We start from the raw sequence: 22,426 nt of genomic DNA, 5'->3' as shown, positions 1-22,426 counted from the left end.
AGCTCCTCATACCTGTGAGACCATTGCCTCACGGGCTCGCTGTACCTTGTTCAAAATGTCTTCCCCCTTGGCGTTCCAGACGTAGCGAGTCGGCTGCGCATTTCGCAGTGCCAGGAACATGGTGATTGAGCTCTCCAGTTCGCGAACCGAACTGAAACTGCCGTTACGCAGGTACACCGTGATGTCGCGAAAGAAGCGTTCAACCATGTTCATCCATGAACTGGCAGTCGGAGTGAAATGCATGTGGAAGCGTTTATGCTTTTCCAGCCACGCCTTCACTTTTGGATGCTTGTGCGTGGCATAGTTGTCGACGATCAAATGCAGCTGAAGATGCTTGGGCGTTTCTCGATTGATCTTTTTGAGAAACTCCAGCCACTCCTGATGCCGATGTTGGCGCTCAATGCTGCTGATCAAATGCCCCTGAAGATAATCCAGCGCGGTGAACAAGGTAACGGTGCCGTGGCGGACATAATCGTGCGATTGCGTGCGGATATGCCCGATTCCCAAAGGCAGTCCAGGCTGAGTGCGTTCGAGGGCCTGAACCTGGCTTTTTTCATCGCAACAGAGCACCAGTGCCTTATCCGGCGGATCCAGATACAGCCCAATGACGTCCCAAAATTTCTCTTCGAAGTTTGGATCGTTGGACAGTTTGAAGGTGCGTGTCAGGTGCGGTTTTATGTCGTTGGCGGCCCATATACGCTGGACGCTGGCCGGTGAGATACCGGCCACTCGCGCCATGCTTCGACAGCTCCAGCGAGGCTGGCCAATACGCGGCTGAGTGACTTGCTCAAGGGTCCGTTTCAACGCTTCGGCCGGTAGGGACGGCTTACGACCTCGCCCGGGCAGATCCACCAGGCCTTGTAGACGCAGCTCTTGAAAACGCTTGCACCAGCGGGTGACTGAAACAACGGAGAGACCGGTCAACTGGGCGATCTCGTTACGAGAACAACCTCGAGCGGCTAGCAAAATCACCCGCGCCCGACGACCGTCACGCTGACTGATCGTGGCTGATCTTATGCGCCGACTCAGTTCAGTTTGTTCGTCTTCACTGAGCACGATGTCCTGAGAGTTCATGTGATCACTCCAAGCACTGACTGACCACAGAAGCATAGCTCAGGTTAGAAATTTATTTAAGAGACGGCACACTAGCGAGGCGTGGTTTGTCGGCTGCGCCATCAACCATAAGGATTGGACTCGTGGCTTCGACGAAACCCAGGAGTTCCTTCGCGAGCAGGCCAACAGCCTGCTTGGAGGTGTGGTCATGGCTGCCGACCTGGCAAGCATGACCGAGCTTATCCGCCAGACCCTTGGGCTCGATGCGTTGTTCGGCGACAAGCCGCGCATGCATCGCTTCCGCTCGGCGCCGATCAACCCGGACAAGCCCGAACAAGAAGACGATCCACTCAACAGTTTCCTGCTCAGCGATCTGGCCGACGTGGCCGATGCCCTGGCCCACGGCAAGACCAGTGAACCGCTAGCCCGCTATCTGAGCCTGCACGACTCCAGCCAGCGGCTGCATCTCGACCAACCCCGCGCGGACCTTGCGCTAATCGATCGCCTCGCCCCCTCGCGCTACGCCGTCGGCTGCTGGCCTGCCGAACGGCACCTGGGCCTGGTGCACTCCCAGCAATTGGCGGTCAACAGTCTGCTGCAGACTTTGGGCAACGACACCGGCGTGATGGGCGTCAACGGTCCGCCAGGCACCGGGAAGACAACCCTGCTGCGCGACCTGATCGCCGCCGTGGTGACGCAGCGAGCCGATGTGTTGGCTTCGCTGAGCAAGGCCTCGGAGGCCTTCGTCCAGAATGGCCGCGAGTCTGCCAACGATGGCGGACGCGAGCGCTATGCGTACCAACTTGATCCGCGCCTGTTCGGCTTCGAGATAGTGGTGGCCTCGTCCAACAACGGTGCCGTCGAGAACGTAACCCTCGAGTTGCCCCAGCGCGACAAAATCGACCCGTCCTGGTTGCCCGATGCCGAATATTTCAGTGAGCTCGCCGAGCTTACCAGCGGCAGACCTGCCTGGGGCCTGATCTCTGCAGCGTTGGGCAGCAAATCCAAGCGCACCCAGTTCGTCGAACGCTTCTTCTATGGCAAACGTCCTTCTAAAGCGACGAAGTCAGAAAACGAGCCTACGCCTCTAAACCTGGAACCTCTCGACAACCAAGCCCCGGACGAAGACTTGTACACCGGTGAGCCCATGCTCGACAACCCGGAAGCGAACAACGAGCCGGCGCCCAAGGGCATGCGTGAGTGGCTGAACGCGCAGTCGCAGCAGATAAAGCTGCTCACGCCCGCCGAAAAAGCCACCCTCTGGCGTGCCGCCGTCAAGCAGTACGAAGACGCCAAGGGCGCCGAACAGGCGCTGCGTGCTCAGGTCAGCGACATCCTGGAACGGATCCAGGCCGTAATCAGTGCCAAGGCGCGGATCAGACAGAAGGAACAGGAGCGTCAAATCCGCCTGACGCAGCGCCGCAGCCTCGACGAGGAACAAACCACGCTTGAAATCCGGCAGCTAACGCCCGCCCGTGAGCAACTGCAGCGTGAACTCCAAGCCCTCGAAGCGCACCTTGTACAAAAGCCCGGCCTGCTCGCAAACCTTTTCAGCCTATGGGGTGCTCATCGCACTTGGTCCGCCCGGCAACGCCTGCTCGACGGCGCCCATGCCCTGGCCCGTGAGGCCTTCGACAGCGTCCAACGCCAACTGCAGCGACTCAGCGCCCAGCTCAGCCAACTCAATCGACAATTGGCCACGGACGAACAGGAGATCAACGAAGCCATACGCCACGCCACCCTGCAAATCGACAAGGCTCGCGGCATTGCCCAGGCCGGCCAGGCCGAACACCTGCTGATTTGGCTCGCGCAAGGCCAGCTTGGCAGAGGCAGCGAGCTCGAATTGCTCGAACCCTGGATCCTCGAAGGCTGGCGCCAGGCCAGGTCAAAAGTGTTCATTGAAGCGCTCAAGCTACATCGCACCTTCTTCCAGATCGAAGCCTCGCGCCTGGGCAATAACTTGGCCTTCATCACCAGCCTGCTGACCGGAAGCCGCTATCGTGGTGTGTCCCAAGCCGTGATGCGCTCGGCCTGGGCGTCGCTGTTTATGGTGGTGCCAGTGCTCAGTAGCACCTTTGCCTCATTCGCCCGCTCATTCGGCAGCCTCGGTTGCGGCGAGATCGGCTGGCTGCTGGTGGACGAAGCCGGCCAGGCCACCCCACAGGCTGCGGTGGGCGCGCTATGGCGCGCGCGCCGTGCCGTACTGGTCGGTGACCCGCTGCAATTGGAGCCCATCGTCACCGTCTCCAACGCGGTGCTTGAACACATGCGCACCCGCTACCAGGTCGACGCCCACTGGCTGCCCAACCGCCAGTCCGCCCAGACGCTTGCCGACCACGCCACCCCCTGGGGTCGCATGGCCGGCCCACAAGGCCAAAAATGCTGGGTAGGCTTGCCGTTGGTGGTGCACCGGCGCTGCGACAAACCGATGTTCGACCTGGCCAACCGCATCGCCTACGACGGCGCAATGGTTTATGGCACCATTGCCCCGACCCCAGCCAAGGAAACCCCTGCCCGCCTATCCACCGGTTGGGTTCACGTAAACGGTCGCTCTTCCGGCAACTGGGTCGACAACGAAGGGCACGCCCTCGAACGCCTGCTGGCGTTGCTTGATGCCGACGGCGTGCCGCCCGACAGTATCGCCGTAATCACACCCTTTCAGGACGTACGCAACCAGCTCAAGGACCGCCTCCTCGGAAAGATCGTACATGGCACCATCCACACCATGCAGGGCAAGGAAGCCGCTGTCATCATCCTCGTCCTGGGCGGAAACAGCGAAAACGCCGGCGCTCGTAATTGGGCAGTGTCTCAACCCAACCTCCTCAACGTCGCCGCCACCCGGGCCAAGCGCCGGCTGTATGTGATCGGTGATCGCAATGACTGGAGGCAGCGTAATCTCTTCTGCAACGTCATGGACCTGCTACCCGCCATCCCCAGATGACTGCCGATACACCCGCATGACAGAAGACCGCCTCCAGTATTCGAGGCGGCCTGACGACTCCACCCCGCAACGTCTTCCGATCAGTGGCATTTTGCAGATAACCGTTCTTACACACGGCTTGTAGCATCGCACTCTGATGCGCCTGTAGCGTAACGAGAGCGGAGTTGTCGACCGGTAGACGTAATCTAAGAGGTGATGAGTACGCGTCGTGTGGCCGGTGAAGGACTGCTGGGCTCATCTCGCTACGAGCGAGCAAGCTCCCTAATCGATGATGATTTTTTGAGCATCTGCGGACAGAGGCACGTTCGCCTCGTAGAGCGGTTCGCTGAATCGCCACGGACTCTCTAGACACTTTGCAAGCTCATTGCGTAACGCTCAGCGCCATATTCCTCACGCCTTGGATACTTTGTTTAACGGAGGTAGCAAAGAACTGCCTGGCGCGGATGGAGTTTCATACGCCACCGCCACCTGCACTGCATCGGACTTTTGCGCTTCGACCTCACCATTCAAAGCCTTGTGCATTTTCACCACATCCAGTGCTCCGACCCACTTGGCAATGGCCATGGTGCCCACACCGTTGCCGATGGTGTTAGTGATCGCCCGAGCCTCCGACATGAACCGATCAACGCCCAACAGCATTTGCGGATAGCGACCCAGAGACATACGCTTCTGCACGCCCGCCCAGCAGTATTGAAACGCCAGATTTTCCCGCCGCGGGCCGTCACGTTGAGCGCAAGCCCATCCGTGTCGCCTAGCGTGTAGTCATTGCCGGTGATTCGGGCTGGCCGAACGGTCGTATCCGAGAGTGCCATAGCGAGCTCCTGAACAGAGTCAGGAGCGGATGCTCGTCTCGCTATCCAAGCTGCTCCAGCAAAAAACCGATTCAGTGCATATCCAAATCCAAGATCCTCATTCGGGACATAAATCGGGACTTAAACGCACTGGATGGTGCTGGATGTCAGTGATTCCCGCCGGAACGAAAAAAGGACCCGAAGGTCCTTGTTTCGATCGCTGACAGAATTCAGTGGAACTCTGTAGCGCTATGTTTGGAGCGGGAAACGAGACTCGTATCTGGTGTCCGACCCATTGAAATCTAAAGGGTTTCTTTTCTTACCAGGGCAGGAAAAGACTTAATTTTGGACTTGTTTTTAAAGTACTTCAACGGTCAAAAAGGGGTTTATTCCAAGCTGCGCTACTGGATTACATCCGTAGCCAATTGGACGAACCCGCGCCGCCGTTACGAACGATGAGCCTACCAGAACGGTAAATAACATGATGCAACGCCTGACCGCGCCCAACCTCAATACATTCCCAAAACCAGTGGCCGCGGCTCGTGTTCGATGAGTACACAGAACTTTATGGCGCTGCGCTGGGCTCAACGATTGAGGAATTGAGCGGCTAGGGTGATGATGAAACTCGGAACCCACCGAACCAAACAAGAACCTGCTGCTCCATCCGCGCCTTCTGCCACCCCCGGCACGAAACGCAACCCGTTCGGCCTAGCCTAGGCCTAGAACTGTGCTCTCCTGTTTTCGAAGGCTGACGAGGCCCACATCAAGCGGTACAGCTGCATTTTGCTCGGGAACTCTTGATAGTAAACCATGCCAACGCAGGTCAAGGCCGGTTGCATGATATACAAGTTGCGATCACACAAGTCCGGCTTTTGTTCGGCAAGACGGTCTAACGTCAATTACTCAAAGCCGATCTGGCGATTGCAGACTTGACGTCGATAATAAGTCTAGGAAGAACAAAACACTCAGCGCGATTGGTCGATCCGGGTGAGCCCTGCCAATTTTATTTACAACGAGAGTTGCCGTAGTAATGTAAAGGCCTGCTTCATTTGGTCTTCACTGACGACAAACGCCCGCAGCTGCCCTGCCATGTCCAGCCCTTTGGCTACCAGCCCCTGTGCCTCAAGGTTGATCTGCCATTGCAAGTCCTTCCGGTTGGTTTCTCCGGCCAGGTGCAGCGGCATTTCCGGGGTCTTGATCTTCACCAGCATCGCCGGGAACTTCACTTGCTCATCGCCACCCAGCACATTACTCGCCAGGGTCATGGCGCTTAACTGAATGGGTTGTAGAAACGGCAGCAGCTTGCCCTGGATTTGCGCGCAATCGCCAACGGCAAATATGTGTGGGTCAGAGGTGCACATGCGTTCATCAACTTCAATGCCACGATCAACCCGTAGGCCAGCCTGCGCCGCTAACGTCGTATCAGGTTTCAATCCGATTGAGGCAATGATCACATCGGTGGTGATTTGCCGGCCATTGGACAAAGTCGCCAACAGGCTATCGTCTCTCTTTTCAATGGATTCCAAAGCCTGGTTGAACACCATTTCCACCCCCATCTGGCATAACCGATGCTGCAAGCGGCTACTCACCTCAACAGGCAGCAACGATGCCAGCAGGCTGCAGGACTTATCCATCAGTACCACTTGCTTTCCGGCACGATTGACATCCATTGCCAGTTCACTGCCAATCAAGCCGGCTCCCAGAATCAGTACGCGCTCTGCCGCTCTCAGAGCGTGTTGTGCATGACGGTATTCTTGCTGACTATTCAAAGTCACCATCCACTCCCGTCCGGGAATTGGCGGAACGATGGCTTGCGCACCCGTGGCAAGAATCAGTTTGTCGTAGCTGAACGCCTCACTGCCGGCGCTGACACGCTTGTTTTCACGATCAATTGCAGTCAGCTGGCAACCAGCATTCAGGGTTAACCGATACATCTCGGCAAACTCCGCCGCAGACTGACGAGTCATGTCGTCCGCTGTCTGATTGAGACTGATGACGTGACTCAGGTCGGGCTTGTTGTACTCATCGCAACTGTCTGCAGCAATCAGCCGAATGGGCACCGCTGCATCGAGCCTGCGCAAGTTCTTGACCACCTGACGAGCAGCGAAGCCGGAGCCCACAATGACGATTTCCTTGTTCATTTCGCCTCCGAAGCAAGCTCATCGAATACCGATTTACCCAGTGAACATTCCGGGCACAGGAAGTAATCAGGCACATCACACCAGGCCGTATCGGCCTGCACATCCTGCATTGGTTCCCCGATCGCCGGGTCGTAAATCCATTGGCAGACACTGCACTGCATGCGCGGGCCGTTGTCCGCGATTGGTTCTGCCTGGGCAGTTGTGGCTGCGGCAGATCGTGCGACTTGTGCTTGCGTCGATGGTTGCAGCGCCCATTGCCGAGCAATTTCGCGGCCATGAGCTCGGCAAACCTCAAGCGAGTCACCGTCTGGCCGCCACTTGGCTTTGAGCGTCAATGTGGTTTCAAAACCAGCGTCCATCAAGCGTGTCTGAATGCGGTCTACCGCCCCACCATTCCAGCCGTAACTGCCAAACGCCGAAGCCTTTTTGTTACGAAAACGCAGCCCGGTTATTTCCTCCAGCAGGGCGGCGACTTTCGGCATCATGACGTTGTTCATGGTGGACGAGCCCACCAGAACACCTTTTGAGCGGAACACGTTGGTCAGAATCTCATTCTTGTCGTGGCGCGAGACGTTGAAAATCTTCACCGCCACACCCGGATCAACTTCGTGAATGCCTTGTGCGATGGCATCGGCCATCATGCGGGTGTTATTCGACATGGTGTCGTAGAACAATGTGATGCGGTCCTCCTGATAGTCCGCCGCCCATTCCAGATAGCGGTGCACAATCTGCGTCGGATTATCACGCCACACCACGCCATGAGCGGTGGCAATCATATCGACCGGCAGATTGAAACCGAGGATCTCGGTAATCTTAGGAATGACCAGACGACTGAATGGCGTGAGGATATTGGCGTAGTAACGTTGGCACTGATCGAACAGTTCGTTTTGATCCACTTCATCATTAAACAGGTGTTCGTCGCAGTAATGTTGGCCAAAGGCGTCGTTACTGAACAGTACGGCATCGCCGGTTATGTACGTCATCATGCTGTCTGGCCAATGCAGCATCGGAGTTTCCACGAAAACCAGCTGTTTGCCATTGCCGACATTTAGGGTATCGCTGGTATGTACGACGTGGAAATCCCACTCTGGATGATGGTGATGACCGTTGATCGAGTCCACGCCATTGGCGGTGCAATAGATCGGCGTATTCGGGATCAGCGACATCAGTTCTGTCAGCGCCCCTGCATGGTCCTCTTCGGCATGATTGATGACGATATAGTCCAGCGTGTTCAGGTCGATTTCCATCGCCAGGTTCTGTATGAACTCCCGGCTGAACCTGTGATCAACCGTATCAATCAGCACGGTCTTTTCTTCACGGATCAGATAGCTGTTGTAACTGCTACCTTTGTGGCATTTGTATTCTGTGCCATGAAAGTCCCGCACTTCCCAATCGCGCTGACCGACCCAATGGATGTTGTTCTTGACGAGAATTGACATAACCTACCTCGGTAAAAAATGATTTCTACACCGAAGATGGCAATGTTCGTGCCAGATAATAAGACATTGATTTTAAACGACAAATAAAAAAATATTGTCAATATGACATTACCCGTTTACTGTCTTTATGACTAATCATTGTCAAAGTGACAAAACATGAGTCTGTCCGTTGAATCCTTGGCGCGCATCGCTATTCAGTTGCAAAGCGGCATTTCCCATCAGGATCGCTTTCAACGTCTAATCAATACCTTGCGCCAATTGCTGGGTTGCGACGCTTCTGCCTTGTTGCGTTATGAACAGCGACAGTTCCGTCCGCTGGCGATTGACGGCCTGGCACCGGATGTTCTGGGGCGTCGCTTCAGCCTTGATGCACATCCGCGACTGGAAGCCATCGCTCGCGCCGGTGACGTGGTGCGCTTTCCGGCAGAGAGTCATTTGCCTGATCCCTATGACGGACTGATACCGAACCGGCAGGACCTCAAAGTGCATGCCTGCATCGGATTGCCGTTGTTCGCGGACCAGACACTGATTGGTGCGTTGACGATCGATGGCATGGACCCGGCACAGTTTGATCACTTCAGCGACGAAGAGCTGCGACTTGTGGGAGCCCTCGCTTCTGCTGCCTTGGCCAATGCATTGCTGGTGGAGCAACTGGAAAGTCAGACAATTACGCCTCTCTCCATCAGCAATATCCCGGCGGGCAAACCCGGCACCGAAATGGTCGGGCTCAGCGAAGTCATGCGACAGTTGAAGAGAGAGATCGAAATGGTGGCAGGTTCCGACCTGAACGTCTTGATCACTGGAGAAACCGGAGTCGGCAAAGAACTGGTCGCCAAGGCCATACATGAAGGTTCATCGCGCGCCGGTCAGTCTGTGGTTTATCTGAACTGCGCTGCGCTACCGGAATCAGTGGCTGAAAGTGAGTTGTTCGGCCATGTCAAAGGGGCTTTTACCGGTGCAATCCATCATCGCACCGGCAAGTTCGAAATGGCTGATAACGGCACACTGTTTCTCGACGAAATCGGTGAACTGTCATTGAATCTGCAAGCAAAACTGTTGCGGGTACTGCAATACGGCGACCTGCAACGGGTTGGTGACGATAACGTCTTGCGGGTCAACGTACGGGTGCTTGCCGCGACCAATCGTGATCTGAAGCAGGAGGTGTTGAACAATCGGTTCCGTGCAGACCTGTTCCACCGTTTAAGCGTATTCCCTGTGCATGTACCACCACTGCGTGAGCGTGATCAGGACATCACGTTGCTAGCGGGTTTTTTCTGCGAGCAGAGCCGGGAACGCATGGGATTGAAACGGGTGGCTTTGGCTGCCAACTGTCTGTCGTTGCTCAAGCAGTACACGTGGCCAGGAAACGTTCGCGAACTGGAGCACGCTGTTTATCGGGCGACGATCATTGCTCGCGCGACCCAGCAAAGTGACGAGCTGCTGCTTGAAGCACAGCATTTCAATCAAGTACCCGAGCAGATGGTAGCGCCGCCTGTTGCTCTGGATGTATCTTTCCTCGGCGTTGAACAGGGCCTGCGGGATGCGACGGATGACTTCCAGCGTCAGCTGATTGATAACACGCTGAATAATTGCGCAAGGAAATGGTCTGCCTGTGCTCGAATGCTGGATATGGACGTAGCTAACCTGCACCGACTGGCGAAGCGGCTTGGTTTGAAATAACACTCACGGCCGATCAGGGCTCAATTCAACCAGAACCAAGCATTGATCGACTGGCCGATTGCAGTCAGTCAAGGCCGTCGGTCCCGCCGCCAAGCCATCCAGCATTAAAGGACTGTCTGGAGATCATGGGATCTCGGGGGGCAGGCAGGCTCCCAAAGCTTGGGAAGACGGTTTTTGAATCCGCAGGGGTAGAGAAGAAAACCCGCTAGCAGGGAAAAACGCGTTCACTGGTTCCTTATCCATCGCTAGTGCAATCCGACTGGTGCGGCCCAGCAGCTCTTCCATCACGATCCGTAGTTCCAGTCTTGCAAGCGGTGCACCGGGGCAGACATGAATGCCGGCACCATAGAGCAGGTTCAGCTCGGGATCGCGATCGAGGCGCATTTCATCGGGATCTCCAAAAACCGCTTCGTCCCGATTGGCCGACGCCCAGTTGAGGGCGATACGCGCCCCCTTTGCCTGCGTGCGCCCGCCCAGCATGACCTGTTTCGTAGTCACCCGACGGTTCATAATCAGCGGTGCATGAATACGCAGTATTTCATCGATGGCGGCAGGTAGCAGAGCGGGTTGTTCGCGTAATTGCTGCTGCCATTCGGAGTTGATGGCCAAATAATGCGCGAGAATGCCGACTGAAGCGGAAATGGTTCCGAGTTCGCCGACCGTCCAGTTGCGTAAAATGCTGACGATTTCATCGTCTGTCAGAGTCCTTCCCAAGGACTGATCGCGTAGCAAGATGGTCGTGATGTCATTCGGCGCAGCAGCGCCGGCCGTACGGCGCACCTCCAGCAAATCCTTGATATAACCGTCAAACTCGAGGGCCACGGCGGCCAGGTCAGCGTCGTCTCTGGCCAGCGTGGCCGCGTGATTCTTCAGTGTCCACAGGCGCAGCGGTTCATGAAGATCAGCCGGCCAGCCCAGCCAGGCACACTGGATCCGCAACGCAAAGATTTGAGCAAATTCCCCTATCAGTTCCGAAGGGCCTTCATCCGGTAACGCCCGCACCAAACGAACAGCTATATCCCGGCACACCGGGGCAAAAGCATCCATATGCTCCGGGCTGAAATAAGGCTCGATGAGGTTCCGGTACACCGTATGCTCGGGCGGATCCATGCCATTGGGAACAGAGGGAAAACGCGAGACCGCATTACTGAAGGATTCATGATCCTTAAGTACGCGCAGCACATCCTCATGCCTGAACAAGGACGTATAGCCATATTGACTGTATGCGACCGGGCAACGGCGGCGCATGTCGTCGTAGGCTGTCGTCTGATCCTTTAACACAGCTTCTGACCTCGGATCCCAATCAGGTAGTGATTTCTCGTCCATCGTTTACTCCATAAACCCGTCCAAGTGAATCTGGAAAAGGTAGCAAGGTTAGTCGAGCTAGCCGCACTCGGTCGGGACATGTCCGAAAAGCCCGCTAGACTGAAACCATGCACGACGTCCATTACGTCGGCATCATCCGGGTGAAGTCTGCACGGGCTTGTAGGGAAAATCGGGTCACTAGCTGGCCAGGGAGACGTGATGAGTAAGCTTCAGCACAGGTTAAACTCGCAGGGTAGCACTGCGTTGTGGGTGGTGTTCTGGCTCTACGGCGTAGTGCTCAGCAATGTACTATTTGGCCTGATCCTGGTCGCCTTCAACAAGGTTGCCCCCTCCCTGTTTGGTCTGATGCTGCTGGGTTTCGTGGCCTACGCCGCTTGCATGCTCAATGCTGTATGGCGCAATGCGGATAATGTCCGTGACCCCATCTGGGGTCAGATCGCTCGTTTCCTCACAGTGGCGTGGTCGATCAACGCGGTATTGGTTTCGGGTTTTCTCTTCCTAGGTCATCTTAATGCCATTGCCTACCCCCTGCTGCTCCCTTTTTAACCCCAAATGACCAGGGCCCTCAATCCTACGGGAGGAATAGGGTGGCAGGTGGGTGGTGATACGATTGACTCCGAGCTCCTCATCGTCAGAACATCAATCATTTCAGCAAAGCCATACCTCAATGATGTTTTCTTTCTTTCGAGAAGCTATTTTAATTCAATCACCGCGGATATAGTGCCGAGCGTACACAGGGCTTTGCTGACGTCCAGCATACCCTCCACGCCCTATTTTAATTCAATATATTTTAGCGACTTACACAACACAACTTATAGGAAGAGCCATGAAGATAAATAATCAGCGCTCAACCCCGGGAGTTGCGAACACGACACACTTAGCAAGCATCAGTTAATTATCCACGGGCGGCAATTAACCACACGGGACCGGCCAACGACCACCCTTCGGTCGGCCTTGACCCCTTTGTATTTGGCATCGAAGGCATGAAGCTTTTCCACGGGAATGCCGATCAGCAAAATCGGCTCATGGTGCTCCAGCACGTAGGCATCCTGGATGACGCCGTGGGTATCGAGGATGACCTGCATGTTGATCGGTTGCCCGAGTAAGCCGGAATATCTACCACGTTCTGACTCTGAAACACGTAACCGAGCACCTCTTTGCCGGTGCGCATGGTGCGAACCTTAAACTCGCCGTCAGGCTCGGAAAGTCCATCGCTACCGGGAAATATGGTTTCTACACGCTGCTGCTCGAACCCGCCATAGTCCTTCGCCTGTAATCCGAAAAAACCATCGAACACCAAGCACAACAAAATAATCAGCCCATAGTGAAATGGCCGCCGGACACCGGGCATTGGGAGTTTGGAAGCACGCATGGGTTCGCTGAGCGATCGACCTCTGAAAAAACACCCGTCGAGTAACGGTTATGCTCAATCGCTCTTAACTGAATTATGTGATCAACACTCCCCCTTACTCACGAAAATAGCAATCATATTCTATAAACGGGTCAAGCCAATTATCAGCACCCGTGGTTCAATATTTATTTAAGAGATTATCCAGTAGATAAATAGTCATCTTCCAACAGGTCGATATATTTTTCGTCATTGCACGAAAACCTCTCCTGACAGGTATTCATGCCTGATTTTATCGCCTTTCGTCTAAAATACAGATTTGAATAAATTATTTATTGACCATGACCGAAATTTCCGCGCCAACCCCCCGATGTTCATTGTCATAGTTAGCACTTTTGGTATTGTTGGACCGAGGCAATATTCAAGTTGCAGCAACTTACATATCCGAACCGCGCCCACACTAATGGACTCTGGATCAGATAACGTTTTCATAACTATGGCGACCATGCATCGTCCGAAGAATTTGAACAGGCTTTTTTGCGTTTGCAAGAACTCAGTCAGGACCAGCGATGCGATCCTATGTGGGAGGCCGTCTGGTGGCGTTGTCATCGCAGAATCGTAGCGGACTACCCTCTCTTTGATTACTAGCTTTTTCCAAGGCAAGAGCTCGGCTTTGAAGGCAGACTGATTCGGCACCCGACAACTCTGGAATCTCGGTAGCCGCCATGATTGCAGATCTACTGCTGCTCTTGTTGCCCGCGCCGATGCGTCACACATTCTCAGGCGGTGGATTGTCTATTAGCGGCGCTTCACCGTCTGTCCCGTAAGCTGCCGCCGAACAAGCCACCAGTCGAGAAGTCATATTGACTATCGTTTTGTCATTATGACCCTTTCCGGACTAGGTCGTAATGACCATTCAATTACTTAACTGATTGATATAGTTGAATAAAATTCTTGGCCCGTTTTGTGTATTGAGTATTGAACTTAACGCAAACCCCAAAGGGACAATGTCATGACTCGTTCAATCGCGCTCAGTTTTACCCTGTGTACTCTACTGTCTCCGCTATGCCTGGCAGACCAGATAATCCGTGAAGTCCCCGACACAACTGCCGGCAAGGGTTTCGGCGCCTTGACCGGAATGATGGTTGGCGCGGTAGGGGGGCCGATTGGTGCATTAGTCGGCGCAGCTGGCGGTTTTTTCGCAGGCAGTGCGGTGCAAACAGGGATTGGTAAATCTGAAACCGCTTATCAAGTAAAAAACACACAAGGTGAGACTAGTACAGTGCGCTCACCCAATGCCAGGTTTGAAGTCGGGCAGCAAGTCACGCGTAAAGGTGCGCGACTGGTGGCAGTTGAGGAGTAAGAAGCCGGAACAGTTTCATCCGACTAATAGCCCCCCCTTTTTAGGCCCGCTTGCGGGCCTTTTTAAGTCGTTTTTGATATTTATCATTAACGATTCCATGTATGATCCTATTCCTAAATGGATTCCCACCGTTCGGACTGTTTCGAGCTGCGCCGCCCTTGATTACTCGATCGACTCTATCTAGATCGGAAATTTGAATCCAGGATCATGAAAAGAGACGAAATACCGATCTCAAAATATCATGACGCCATCGAGCTTACGGTTGATCATGGCTGAATGCCATGCGCCTCCGCGCTCAATAGAGATATGCTGATCATTTGCTTCACCTCGATTATTTCAATTTCTTCTATGTATCCGTCACTACGACTGGTTAAAATTTTATAGAATTTCTTGACAGCCATGCAAAGCCTACTACCCTCAAGATCATTCATTCTCACAACTTGAACCACTACACTCAAATATGCAGCGCTTGGTATCGTTAATAATACCCAACCGGCAGAGCGCTTTTCCAGGAACTTTCCAACTGCACTTTCTACTCGGATGCAGCCGTGCAAAAAACTTTGAAGATAGTCAGTTATGCCGCGCTCGTGCTGATGGCCAGCGCGGTCGTTTATGCCAGCGTTATCGGCATCACCTATTGGACGGGTATCGGCGTCTAGGGAGTTCGCAATGAACAAACGCCAGACACGCTCGTTCGCGCTGATATCGACGGCCATCGCCGCCGTTGTGTTTCTCGGCATGACGGTTGATAGTCACCGGCAGTTTCCAAAATTGACCAACGCTCAACAGATCACGCCAGAAGTCACTCGCGGCAAGGATGTATGGCATGAATACAATTGCATCAATTGCCATACGTTGTTTGGTGAAGGCGCGTATTACGCTCCGGACCTCACGAAAATCACCCAGCAGCGCGGCACCCCCTATCTCACCGCGTTCCTCAAAGACCCCTCAAAGTTTTATGACGAGCAACGTCATCGCCGGTTGATGCCGAACCTAAAACTCAACGACGAAGAAATCGCGGCGTTGATCGCCTTTATGGATTGGGTGAGCAAGGTCGACAATCAAGGCTGGCCACCGCGGCCGATCCTGGTGACCGGCACGTCGATTCCCGGCATGGACCTCACCGTTGCGCAACAGAACGTCGCCAGTGGCAACCAGCCACCAGCCGCACGCCCGGTGTCCGGCAAGGAAGACCCTATCGCCTTGGGCGAGGCGCTGTTTCGAACCACTGCCACACCGGTGTGCAGCGCTTGTCATTCGATTGCACCGGGGGTCAATCTCGCCGGACCGACACTGGCCGGGTTGGCTGCTCGGGCCAAACAGGTCATTGCCTCGCCTGACTACAAGGGCAAGGCCAAGGAGGTCGAAGGCTTCATCCGCGAATCCATCGTCACGCCAAGCGCGTACCTGCATCCGGGCGACATGTATTCCGCCAATGGCATGTCTTTCATGCCGGACACCTTCGCCAAATCGCTAACACCCGAACAGATCGATCAACTGGTCGCCTATCTGGCGTCGTTCCAGTAATCAAAGGGGATGACCATGCGTTACAGATCTCAATCCGTCGCTTACTGGTACTTCGCCGTCGCCATGGCGCTATTCGGTCTGCAACTGGTATTCGGCTTGCTCTCGGCGGCTAAATACCTCGGACCGGATCCCCTGCTGGACGTGTTGCCCTTTGATGTCACCAAGGCGATACACACCAATCTGTTGATCGTCTGGGTGCTGACCGGGTTCATGGGGGCAACCTACTGGATGGTGCCGGACGAGTCCCGTGGCGAGTTGCACAGCACCAAACTGGCGTATATCCAGCTCGGGTTGTGGACGGCCATGGGCGTCACCGCCGTGCTGGGCTATCTGTTCGGTTATGGCACCGGGAACAAATTGCTCGAACAACCGCTGCCGCACAAGATCGTGATCGTGATCTGCATGCTGATGTTTCTCTACAACATCGGCATGACCATCAAGAAAGCCGGGCGCTTCACTGCCACCGAAGGCGTTCTTTTGTTGGGGCTGGCCAGTGCCGCCGTGCTTTATCTGCCGGCGCTGCTGCACTATGAAAACTACGTGGTATCGATCTACTACCGCTGGTGGACGATTCACCTGTGGGTCGAAGGTGTCTGGGAAATGATCCAGGGCGGCTTTCTGGCCTATCTGCTGATCAGACTGTCCGGTGCTGATCGCGAGGTCATGGAGAAGTGGCTGTACGTGATTGTCGGCCTGGTGTTCATTGCCGGTATCCTTGGCACCGCCCACCATTATTACTGGATCGGCGTCCCCCATTACTGGCTTCCATTGGGCGGTTTCTTCAGTGCACTTGAGCCTATGGCGCTGGTCGGTATGGCGATCTACGCTTACAACGCAATGCGCCGCTCCGGCCTCTCTCATCCCAATAAACTGGCCTTGCACTGGACCATGGGCAGCGCCCTGTTCACCATGTTTGGCGCTGGCCTCCTCGGTCTGGCTCATACCTTCCCCGACGTCAACAAATGGACCCATGGCACCCTGATTACCGCAATGCACGGCCATGCGGCCTTCTATGGGGCCTATGCCATGATAGTCCTGGCGATGATCACCTACGCACTTCCAGGCATGACCCGTCGTCCCGTGGAAGAAAGCAGTATCGGTTATTGGGCATTTTGGCTGCAGTTGGGAGGGATGTTCGGCATGACCCTGTCATTTGCCACTGCGGGCATTGCTCAGGTGTACCTGGAACGCATTCTTGGCATGGGCTATCTGGATGTGCAGTTGAAGATTCAGGTGCATTTCCTGATGCTGGTGGCGACGGCGTCGATGTTCAGCCTGGGTGTCGGGCTGTTTATCTTCGATTTTTTCCGCCATGCGCCGCAATTCAATGTCGATGAAGCCGATCCGGTTCTGGTGCCTCGTGCGTCGGGCGCAGCGTTGTGATTGATCGTTCACGAATGCAGCAGAACCTGTCGGCCGCAGAACCCGCATCGCCGCAAGCTGAACCCTATTACCAGCCCAGCGGCGACGAGGTGGCGATCTTCGATCAATGCCATGCACAGCAGCTGGCTGTCATGCTCAAAGGACCCACCGGGTGTGGCAAGACCCGTTTTGTCGAACACATGGCCTGGCGTCTCAAGCGCCCGCTGATCACTATTTCCTGCCATGACGACTTGAGTGCCAGCGACCTGGTCGGGCGTTTCCTGATCGGTCACCAAGGTACCCATTGGACGGAAGGCCCGCTGACCCGGGCGGTGCGCGAAGGCGCTATCTGTTACTTGGATGAGGTGGTCGAAGCGCGGCAAGACACCATTGTCGTCCTGCACCCGCTGACCGACCACCGACGCATTCTGCCCCTGGACAAAATTGGCGAAATCGTTGAAGCCTCGCCACACTTTCAATTGGTGGTGTCCTACAACCCCGGCTACCAACGAATACTCAAGGATTTGAAGCCGAGCACTCGACAGCGCTTTGTGGCGCTGGATTTCGATTTCCCGCCGGCCGAGCGCGAAATCGCCATTGTCATCCATGAAGGTGGAACCGACTACGCCATCGCCCACGCGCTGGTCACCCTCGCCCAGCGACTACGCGCCCTGCAGGACCGGGGCCTGGCGGAAGTCCCCAGTACCCGTCTGTTGATTGCCACTGCGCGACTGATTACCAGCGGCATTGCTGCGCCCATCGCCTGTCGGGTCGCGTTGATCTCGCCGCTGTCCGACGACGCGGTACTGGTCGCTGCCATGCGCGACCTTGTCGACCTGACATTTATCTAAATGGCCGAAGCCGAGGACCTCATTACCGATGTTGCACGTCACGCGACGGTGTATGCACAGGCATTGTGGCGTCGTCACCGCCCCCCCTCGGAAACTGAAAAAATCGTCACCCTTGGGGATGTCGCACAACACCTCGACTTGCTGATCAAGGCAGTGTTCAACACCCACTATTCGCTGCGCGTCGCGCAACCGCCCTCGCCCCCTACGCTGTTGAAGAAACTTTTTGTGCGTCACGAAAAGCCGTGTCAGCAAAGCGCCGTCCCAGCGACCGATGGCGTGACTATATGGCTACCGCAGGATTTGGGAAGCAGCGAGAATCCGCCCACCCTGAAGCGTTATAGAGCCCTGGCCTTGCAACAAGCGATGCGCGCCCAACGAGGCAGTGCAAACGCCCTGTCAGCCCTCGACAACCCGATGCAGCGCAGCGTCTATCTACTTCTCGAAGCTTGGGCGGCTGATGCGGATTTGATACGCCTGTTGCCGGGATTGGCGCCCTCGATCCATGACTTGCGCCAGCATGCCCTGGCGACCCGCCCGCCGCTTCACACCTTTCCCAGCCAGCGACAACCCCTGGAAAACTTCCTGCGTTTACTGCTGAACAATGAATGCGGCGCGCCTCTGGAAGAGTTGGCGACCCCCACCCACACCGCCGATTCGCTGCAACTGTCGGAAGCACTCGCGCAACGTCTCCTCCTCTGCGAAGAATCTCACGGGCTCGGCGCAGACAGGCTTCTCCTTGATGCCTGGACCGGCGACCTGCGCGAACCGTCGGCGGGTCAGGAAGTGTCGCCCTCGCCCGGTGAAATCGGCACCGACGATGCCCTGCCACGCAGTGCCCGCCTCACACGTCAGCCCACTGCGCGCGAGGCCTGTGCCGATGAGGACGATCAGGAACAAGGCCTATGGATGGTGCAACCCGCCGAACCGCTGGAAAAAGCCGAAGACCCCATGGGCATGCAGCGCCCGACCGACCGGGATACCGATACCCCTGCGGCTGATTTCGCTGAGTCTTTGTCCGAACTCAACGAAGCCCGGCTGGTGGTGACGGCAGGTCGCCCGAAAGAAGTGCTGCTGTCCCTCGACCCGCCACGGACCCGATTTCAGCACCGTGCACAGGACCTCGCAACCCACGCGATCAGCTATCCCGAGTGGGATTATCACCACCAGGTGTACCGTGATCCGGGGGCGACCCTGCAACTGAGTCCTGTTCGGGAAGGCCCGCAGCAATGGGTTGAGCGAACCCTTGATGCTCATCGTCCGGTGCTGGATGCCATCCGTCGGCAATTCGAAAGTCTGCGGGCCCAACGCGTCAGGCTACGCAAACAATGGGACGGCGACGAAATCGATCTGGAAGCGTATATCGACGCTTGCGCCGAGGCCCGCGCTGGCCTGAGCATGCCGCAAGCGGTGTATCTGACCCAGCGTCGTGGTCGTCGCAACATGGCGATCATGTTACTGATCGATGTCAGCGGCTCCACCGACAGCTGGCTGTCCTGCCATCGTCGGGTCATTGATGTCGAGCGCGAAGCGTTGCTGCTGGTCTGCCTGGCGCTAGAGAGCCTGGGCGAGCCCTATAGTGTGATGGCGTTTTCCGGCGAAGGGCCGCAGCGGGTCACGATCCGAACTCTGAAAACCTTCGATGAGCGTTACAGCCTTGAAGTCGGTCGGCGCATCGCGGCTCTCGAACCGGAACGCTACACCCGGGCCGGCGCCGCCCTGCGCCACGCCAGCACGTTGCTGATGCGCGAAGCTGCCACGCACCGTCTCTTATTGCTGATCTCCGATGGCAAGCCCAACGATGTTGACCAGTATGAAGGCCGCTACGGCGTCGAAGACATGCGTCAGGCCGTAACCGAAGCCAAGCTCCAAGGCATCTATCCCTTCTGTTTGACTATCGATCGCCAGGCGGCGAACTACCTGCCAGCGGTATTCGGCTCGCGGCAATATGCCTTGTTGCACAGACCCGAGTTGCTACCCAGGGTGCTGCTGGACTGGATCAAACGACTGGTATCAGCGTGAACGAGAGACGCCCGCCAAGGTTTTTCATGGCAGGCGGTTTTCGGCTCATGACTGAGTTTCCCGTCAGTGGGGAGATGACTTCATGACTGCGCCTTTCCTGATTCCATTGGTGACGCACACAATAACTTCTAAACCTAATCTTTGAATGCAGGGCAAGCTTTGTCGCGCAGGCCAGGCCGCTCAGTGCTCATATTTCCGACAGCTTTCGAAATCTCACTGCACGGTCGACGCTGTTGACCATTTGGGATGCGGCATGAATCGTCAAAGGGTGCTGGGTAAAACCCGGTCTAGGCCTAATGTAGCCAGCCATTTCCCGGGCGACCGTAAGCTGTTGATCCGTCCCTTGGGCGAGCAACGCGATAACCAGATTTTCCAGAGCAATCACACGAACACGAAGGTGAACCAACTCGGTATTTGATAATTCGGGAAGCTCATGAGTGCCTTGGGTGGGAAAAGCTTTTGATGTGTCTTCAGCGTCCCATCTCGAAAGCGTCATCTGAAGTTGTTGTGCAACAACCGACGATGGGGTCTTGTCTCTAGGCATAAAAGGATTCTCCAAAGAGAAGGCGAATTGTGGAAGCTCAAGCCATCACCAGCCTTTTGATCCACTTCAGCAACACGCCGGGCAACAACTCGGGTCTGGGCAATAAGGCGTATTGACGCGCCAAATACCGCAGGCGGATAGTTTGCTGCTTGCCTGTCGATAGTCAAACAGAAGGAATAGATGCCTTGCAAATCAGCTTCGGTGACTGCCTGGCGCATGTCTTCTACACCATAACGACCCTCATATCGATCGATATCATAGGTTTGCCATCGGAAATCAACAATAGCAGACTATTCCTGCTGGCTTCGCGCATCAGTAAGGTGCTGGCGTGGCGTATGGCGGCCCCTGCCGTCTTCGACCATGATAGTCGGTCCGCCATCCAGCACCCAGGAAAACCAGCGTGGCAATCACCAGATCGGCTTCGAAAAATAACAATAGATCATCTCGGCTAATTGAGCCTAGCGTATACCACCGCCATGCATTTCTCCTTCAGTTAATTCAGATGGCGTGAAAAAAAAAAAAAACAGTTGGGTTCAATGGGAGAACTCCTATCAGCAATTGATCACTCCTGTCATTACACCAGCCATTGAATTCAACACCCTGCGCTCGCCTGGATTTTAGCTCCTTAAATAAAAAACAGCTGCAAAATTGGAATTTATACCATACGCCATTGATTACAACCTTTTGAACAACTCCGAACTTTCAGCGCAAAATCCGAAGCGAAATTCGAGTTACGCTAGCATCCAAGCCACTGAATTATAAGCATATTTTTCTGAAAAAGCCCAGATCCTGGATGGTGAATTTGGGCGGCATTTACAATACTAACAAATCGTACCGAACATCGAGTTTCGCTAAAATGTCACATATCTGAACGACCAATTGCAGCGATCACACCATAAATACTTCAGTGAATGCCGCAGTCGATATCTCAGAAAATCCCGACAGAAGTTTTTGAAAATCTCGGAACCTCAACTACACTTTCCACTGCATCCGAAGCTTACCGGCGCGAATGCTGTATTGATTGATAAAAAACGGAACAGATTACTGACAAGCGGTACTAGCAAAGCACACCCAGATGAGGAAATAAAAAATGAAGAAAAAACTTATGCATCTTTTTATCTTCGGCACTTTGCTGAACCTTCAACCAGCCCAAGCCGTTGATGGTGAAGCACTGTTCAAGAGCAAACCCTGCGTAGGCTGCCACATGATCGAAGCGAGACTAGTCGGGCCTAGTTATAAGGAGATCGCAGCTAAATATGCCGGACAAGCTGATGCCTCGGCCACCCTGGTAAAAAGCATCAAGGAAGGTAGCTCCGGAAAATGGGGCGCCGCGCCAATGCCGGCCAACCAAGTAACCGACGAAGAAGCGAAAACGTTGGCGGACTGGATCTTGACGCTCAAATAATTTTTGCTAAAGCAAGGTACCGCAATCCGACCGCCAATAAAATCGCAGAAGTGGGTCCAGCTCTCTTCTGCGAGTCGGTTCGGTAAGTTCCTCAGACAGCCCTACTCAGGGAAGCGGCTCAGTTACAGCGCAGGCGTTTGCTGTAAAAGCGTTAAATCGATGTCTTCAAATCGCAATACTCTGCCGCCCTGCTCGCTGGCCAGCTTGCGCGCGGCGGCCTCCTCGGAAAATGACGCAAGGACCACGCCCATGGAACCTTTGAGCCGGGTCCCGACGACGTAGTAGGCTTGGGTGGCATCAATCAAGTAATGGTCGTCGGGTTTCTCCCAGGCACTTTTACCCATGTCGTGCACATACAGTTTCGCCTCAGTGAGGTGATTCTCTGGCTGAAGCCACCATCCAAGCATTTCTGCGGTGGAACAGAACTTCTTGACTGAACCTTTTGCCACGACTTCACCCTTGGGGCCCGGGAAGTCGGCGATCACCATGCCGCAGACATGACACTCGTCGCTCTGATGGAAAGCCACCGGCGCAAGGGTTTGCTTTTCTTCTGCGCGATCATTACAAGCCGCCAACCCCAAACAGATAATGATGACCAGGGCACGGGTTCCGATCAGGTACAGAGTGTTCATCGCA

Annotated in this window: 15 protein-coding genes and 5 pseudogenes; 10 read left to right on the top strand and 10 right to left on the bottom strand. The window is 55.2% G+C overall.

The window, feature by feature from the left end; translation table 11 throughout:
• Window positions 1–6: 6 nt before the first annotated feature.
• The gene (locus MOQ67_RS12615) at window positions 7–1,074 is read right to left on the bottom strand and encodes an IS630 family transposase (protein ID WP_448675798.1); all 1,068 of its coding nucleotides are present in this window, start codon (window positions 1,072–1,074) and stop codon (window positions 7–9) included.
• Window positions 1,075–1,144: 70 nt separating this feature from the next.
• Here MOQ67_RS12615 and MOQ67_RS12610 point away from each other — a divergent pair.
• Window positions 1,145–3,994: pseudogene (locus MOQ67_RS12610) on the top strand (AAA domain-containing protein); the annotation flags it as partial.
• Between the two features lie 390 nt (window positions 3,995–4,384).
• On the opposite strand, the pseudogene MOQ67_RS12605 reads toward MOQ67_RS12610, so the two are convergent.
• The 3 genes and pseudogenes from MOQ67_RS12605 to norV all read right to left on the bottom strand — a co-directional run.
• Window positions 4,385–4,654: pseudogene (locus MOQ67_RS12605) on the bottom strand (C4-dicarboxylate transporter DctA); the annotation flags it as partial.
• 1,138 nt (window positions 4,655–5,792) lie between these two features.
• Window positions 5,793–6,926, bottom strand: a complete 1,134-nt coding sequence (gene norW, locus MOQ67_RS12600; protein ID WP_025214355.1) for an NADH:flavorubredoxin reductase NorW — start codon at window positions 6,924–6,926, stop codon at window positions 5,793–5,795.
• Window positions 6,923–8,365: an anaerobic nitric oxide reductase flavorubredoxin gene (gene norV, locus MOQ67_RS12595; protein WP_198718612.1), complete on the bottom strand. Its 1,443-nt coding sequence runs from the start codon at window positions 8,363–8,365 to the stop codon at window positions 6,923–6,925. The genes norW and norV overlap by 4 nt, the downstream gene beginning before the upstream one ends.
• A 156-nt stretch (window positions 8,366–8,521) precedes the next feature.
• Between norV and norR the strand changes: the two genes are divergently transcribed.
• Entirely contained in the window at window positions 8,522–10,045 is a 1,524-nt protein-coding gene (norR, locus tag MOQ67_RS12590) for a nitric oxide reductase transcriptional regulator NorR (RefSeq protein ID WP_102617426.1), read from the top strand.
• A gap of 123 nt (window positions 10,046–10,168) precedes the next feature.
• Here norR and MOQ67_RS12585 read toward each other — a convergent pair whose 3' ends face one another.
• Window positions 10,169–11,371: a cytochrome P450 gene (locus tag MOQ67_RS12585; protein WP_014338858.1), complete on the bottom strand. Its 1,203-nt coding sequence runs from the start codon at window positions 11,369–11,371 to the stop codon at window positions 10,169–10,171.
• Window positions 11,372–11,569: 198 nt separating this feature from the next.
• On the opposite strand from MOQ67_RS12585, the gene MOQ67_RS12580 reads away from it, so the two are divergent.
• Window positions 11,570–11,917: a hypothetical protein gene (locus MOQ67_RS12580; RefSeq protein WP_034114482.1), complete on the top strand. Its 348-nt coding sequence runs from the start codon at window positions 11,570–11,572 to the stop codon at window positions 11,915–11,917.
• A 377-nt stretch (window positions 11,918–12,294) separates the two neighbouring features.
• On the opposite strand, the pseudogene MOQ67_RS12575 reads toward MOQ67_RS12580, so the two are convergent.
• Window positions 12,295–12,722: pseudogene (locus MOQ67_RS12575) on the bottom strand (regulatory protein NosR); the annotation flags it as partial.
• Between the two features lie 495 nt (window positions 12,723–13,217).
• Between MOQ67_RS12575 and MOQ67_RS12570 the strand changes: the two are divergent.
• Window positions 13,218–13,367, top strand: a pseudogene (locus tag MOQ67_RS12570) (DUF488 family protein); the annotation flags it as partial.
• Window positions 13,368–13,731: 364 nt separating this feature from the next.
• Entirely contained in the window at window positions 13,732–14,082 is a 351-nt protein-coding gene (locus MOQ67_RS12565; RefSeq protein WP_034114485.1) for a hypothetical protein, read from the top strand.
• Between the two features lie 266 nt (window positions 14,083–14,348).
• Here the strand turns inward: MOQ67_RS12565 and MOQ67_RS12560 are convergent, their stop codons facing one another.
• Complete coding sequence (locus tag MOQ67_RS12560; RefSeq protein ID WP_169836702.1) at window positions 14,349–14,759, bottom strand: hypothetical protein; 411 nt, start codon at window positions 14,757–14,759, stop codon at window positions 14,349–14,351.
• On the opposite strand from MOQ67_RS12560, the gene MOQ67_RS12555 reads away from it, so the two are divergent.
• From MOQ67_RS12555 to MOQ67_RS12540, 4 genes are read left to right on the top strand one after another with little or no spacing between them, the layout of a single operon-like run.
• Window positions 14,752–15,609, top strand: a complete 858-nt coding sequence (locus MOQ67_RS12555) for a c-type cytochrome (protein WP_198718447.1) — start codon at window positions 14,752–14,754, stop codon at window positions 15,607–15,609. The two genes, MOQ67_RS12560 and MOQ67_RS12555, sit on opposite strands and share 8 nt — an antisense overlap.
• Before the next feature lie 15 nt (window positions 15,610–15,624).
• The gene (locus MOQ67_RS12550; RefSeq protein ID WP_013692871.1) at window positions 15,625–16,992 is read left to right on the top strand and encodes a cbb3-type cytochrome c oxidase subunit I; all 1,368 of its coding nucleotides are present in this window, start codon (window positions 15,625–15,627) and stop codon (window positions 16,990–16,992) included.
• A 14-nt stretch (window positions 16,993–17,006) separates the two neighbouring features.
• Window positions 17,007–17,822: a CbbQ/NirQ/NorQ/GpvN family protein gene (locus MOQ67_RS12545; protein WP_094989999.1), complete on the top strand. Its 816-nt coding sequence runs from the start codon at window positions 17,007–17,009 to the stop codon at window positions 17,820–17,822.
• Window positions 17,823–19,841, top strand: coding sequence for a nitric oxide reductase activation protein NorD (locus MOQ67_RS12540; protein WP_094990000.1), 2,019 nt, complete (start codon window positions 17,823–17,825; stop codon window positions 19,839–19,841). It abuts the gene before it with no gap.
• Window positions 19,842–20,028: 187 nt separating this feature from the next.
• Here the strand turns inward: MOQ67_RS12540 and MOQ67_RS12535 are convergent, their stop codons facing one another.
• Together MOQ67_RS12535 and MOQ67_RS12530 are read right to left on the bottom strand one after the other, a co-directional pair.
• Complete coding sequence (locus MOQ67_RS12535) at window positions 20,029–20,385, bottom strand: hypothetical protein (protein ID WP_047296634.1); 357 nt, start codon at window positions 20,383–20,385, stop codon at window positions 20,029–20,031.
• 37 nt (window positions 20,386–20,422) lie between these two features.
• Window positions 20,423–20,734 (bottom strand): annotated as a pseudogene (locus tag MOQ67_RS12530) (nitric oxide reductase activation protein NorD); the annotation flags it as partial.
• 741 nt (window positions 20,735–21,475) lie between these two features.
• On the opposite strand from MOQ67_RS12530, the gene MOQ67_RS12525 reads away from it, so the two are divergent.
• The gene (locus MOQ67_RS12525; protein ID WP_041475993.1) at window positions 21,476–21,790 is read left to right on the top strand and encodes a c-type cytochrome; all 315 of its coding nucleotides are present in this window, start codon (window positions 21,476–21,478) and stop codon (window positions 21,788–21,790) included.
• A gap of 122 nt (window positions 21,791–21,912) precedes the next feature.
• On the opposite strand, the gene MOQ67_RS12520 is transcribed toward MOQ67_RS12525, so the two are convergent.
• Complete coding sequence (locus MOQ67_RS12520) at window positions 21,913–22,422, bottom strand: nitrous oxide reductase accessory protein NosL (protein ID WP_014338851.1); 510 nt, start codon at window positions 22,420–22,422, stop codon at window positions 21,913–21,915.
• Window positions 22,423–22,426: the final 4 nt, after the last annotated feature.

This window comes from Pseudomonas sp. LY-1 (assembly GCF_053502595.1).
The sequence above is the reverse complement of the archived record's forward strand: the minus strand, read 5'-3'. Positions and strand labels throughout refer to the sequence as shown.

What these genes read in the sequence shown, in the direction of transcription:
- MOQ67_RS12555 (WP_198718447.1), top strand. Translation starts at nt 14,752, where the DNA reads ATGAACAAACGCCAGACACGCTCGTTCGCGCTGATATCGACGGCCATC.
- norV (WP_198718612.1), bottom strand. Translation starts at nt 8,365, where the DNA reads ATGTCAATTCTCGTCAAGAACAACATCCATTGGGTCGGTCAGCGCGAT.
- MOQ67_RS12535 (WP_047296634.1), bottom strand. Translation starts at nt 20,385, where the DNA reads ATGCCTAGAGACAAGACCCCATCGTCGGTTGTTGCACAACAACTTCAG.
- MOQ67_RS12565 (WP_034114485.1), top strand. Translation starts at nt 13,732, where the DNA reads ATGACTCGTTCAATCGCGCTCAGTTTTACCCTGTGTACTCTACTGTCT.
- MOQ67_RS12520 (WP_014338851.1), bottom strand. Translation starts at nt 22,422, where the DNA reads ATGAACACTCTGTACCTGATCGGAACCCGTGCCCTGGTCATCATTATC.
- MOQ67_RS12550 (WP_013692871.1), top strand. Translation starts at nt 15,625, where the DNA reads ATGCGTTACAGATCTCAATCCGTCGCTTACTGGTACTTCGCCGTCGCC.
- MOQ67_RS12545 (WP_094989999.1), top strand. Translation starts at nt 17,007, where the DNA reads ATGCAGCAGAACCTGTCGGCCGCAGAACCCGCATCGCCGCAAGCTGAA.
- MOQ67_RS12540 (WP_094990000.1), top strand. Translation starts at nt 17,823, where the DNA reads ATGGCCGAAGCCGAGGACCTCATTACCGATGTTGCACGTCACGCGACG.
- MOQ67_RS12615 (WP_448675798.1), bottom strand. Translation starts at nt 1,074, where the DNA reads ATGAACTCTCAGGACATCGTGCTCAGTGAAGACGAACAAACTGAACTG.
- norW (WP_025214355.1), bottom strand. Translation starts at nt 6,926, where the DNA reads ATGAACAAGGAAATCGTCATTGTGGGCTCCGGCTTCGCTGCTCGTCAG.
- MOQ67_RS12580 (WP_034114482.1), top strand. Translation starts at nt 11,570, where the DNA reads ATGAGTAAGCTTCAGCACAGGTTAAACTCGCAGGGTAGCACTGCGTTG.
- norR (WP_102617426.1), top strand. Translation starts at nt 8,522, where the DNA reads ATGAGTCTGTCCGTTGAATCCTTGGCGCGCATCGCTATTCAGTTGCAA.
- MOQ67_RS12585 (WP_014338858.1), bottom strand. Translation starts at nt 11,371, where the DNA reads ATGGACGAGAAATCACTACCTGATTGGGATCCGAGGTCAGAAGCTGTG.
- MOQ67_RS12525 (WP_041475993.1), top strand. Translation starts at nt 21,476, where the DNA reads ATGAAGAAAAAACTTATGCATCTTTTTATCTTCGGCACTTTGCTGAAC.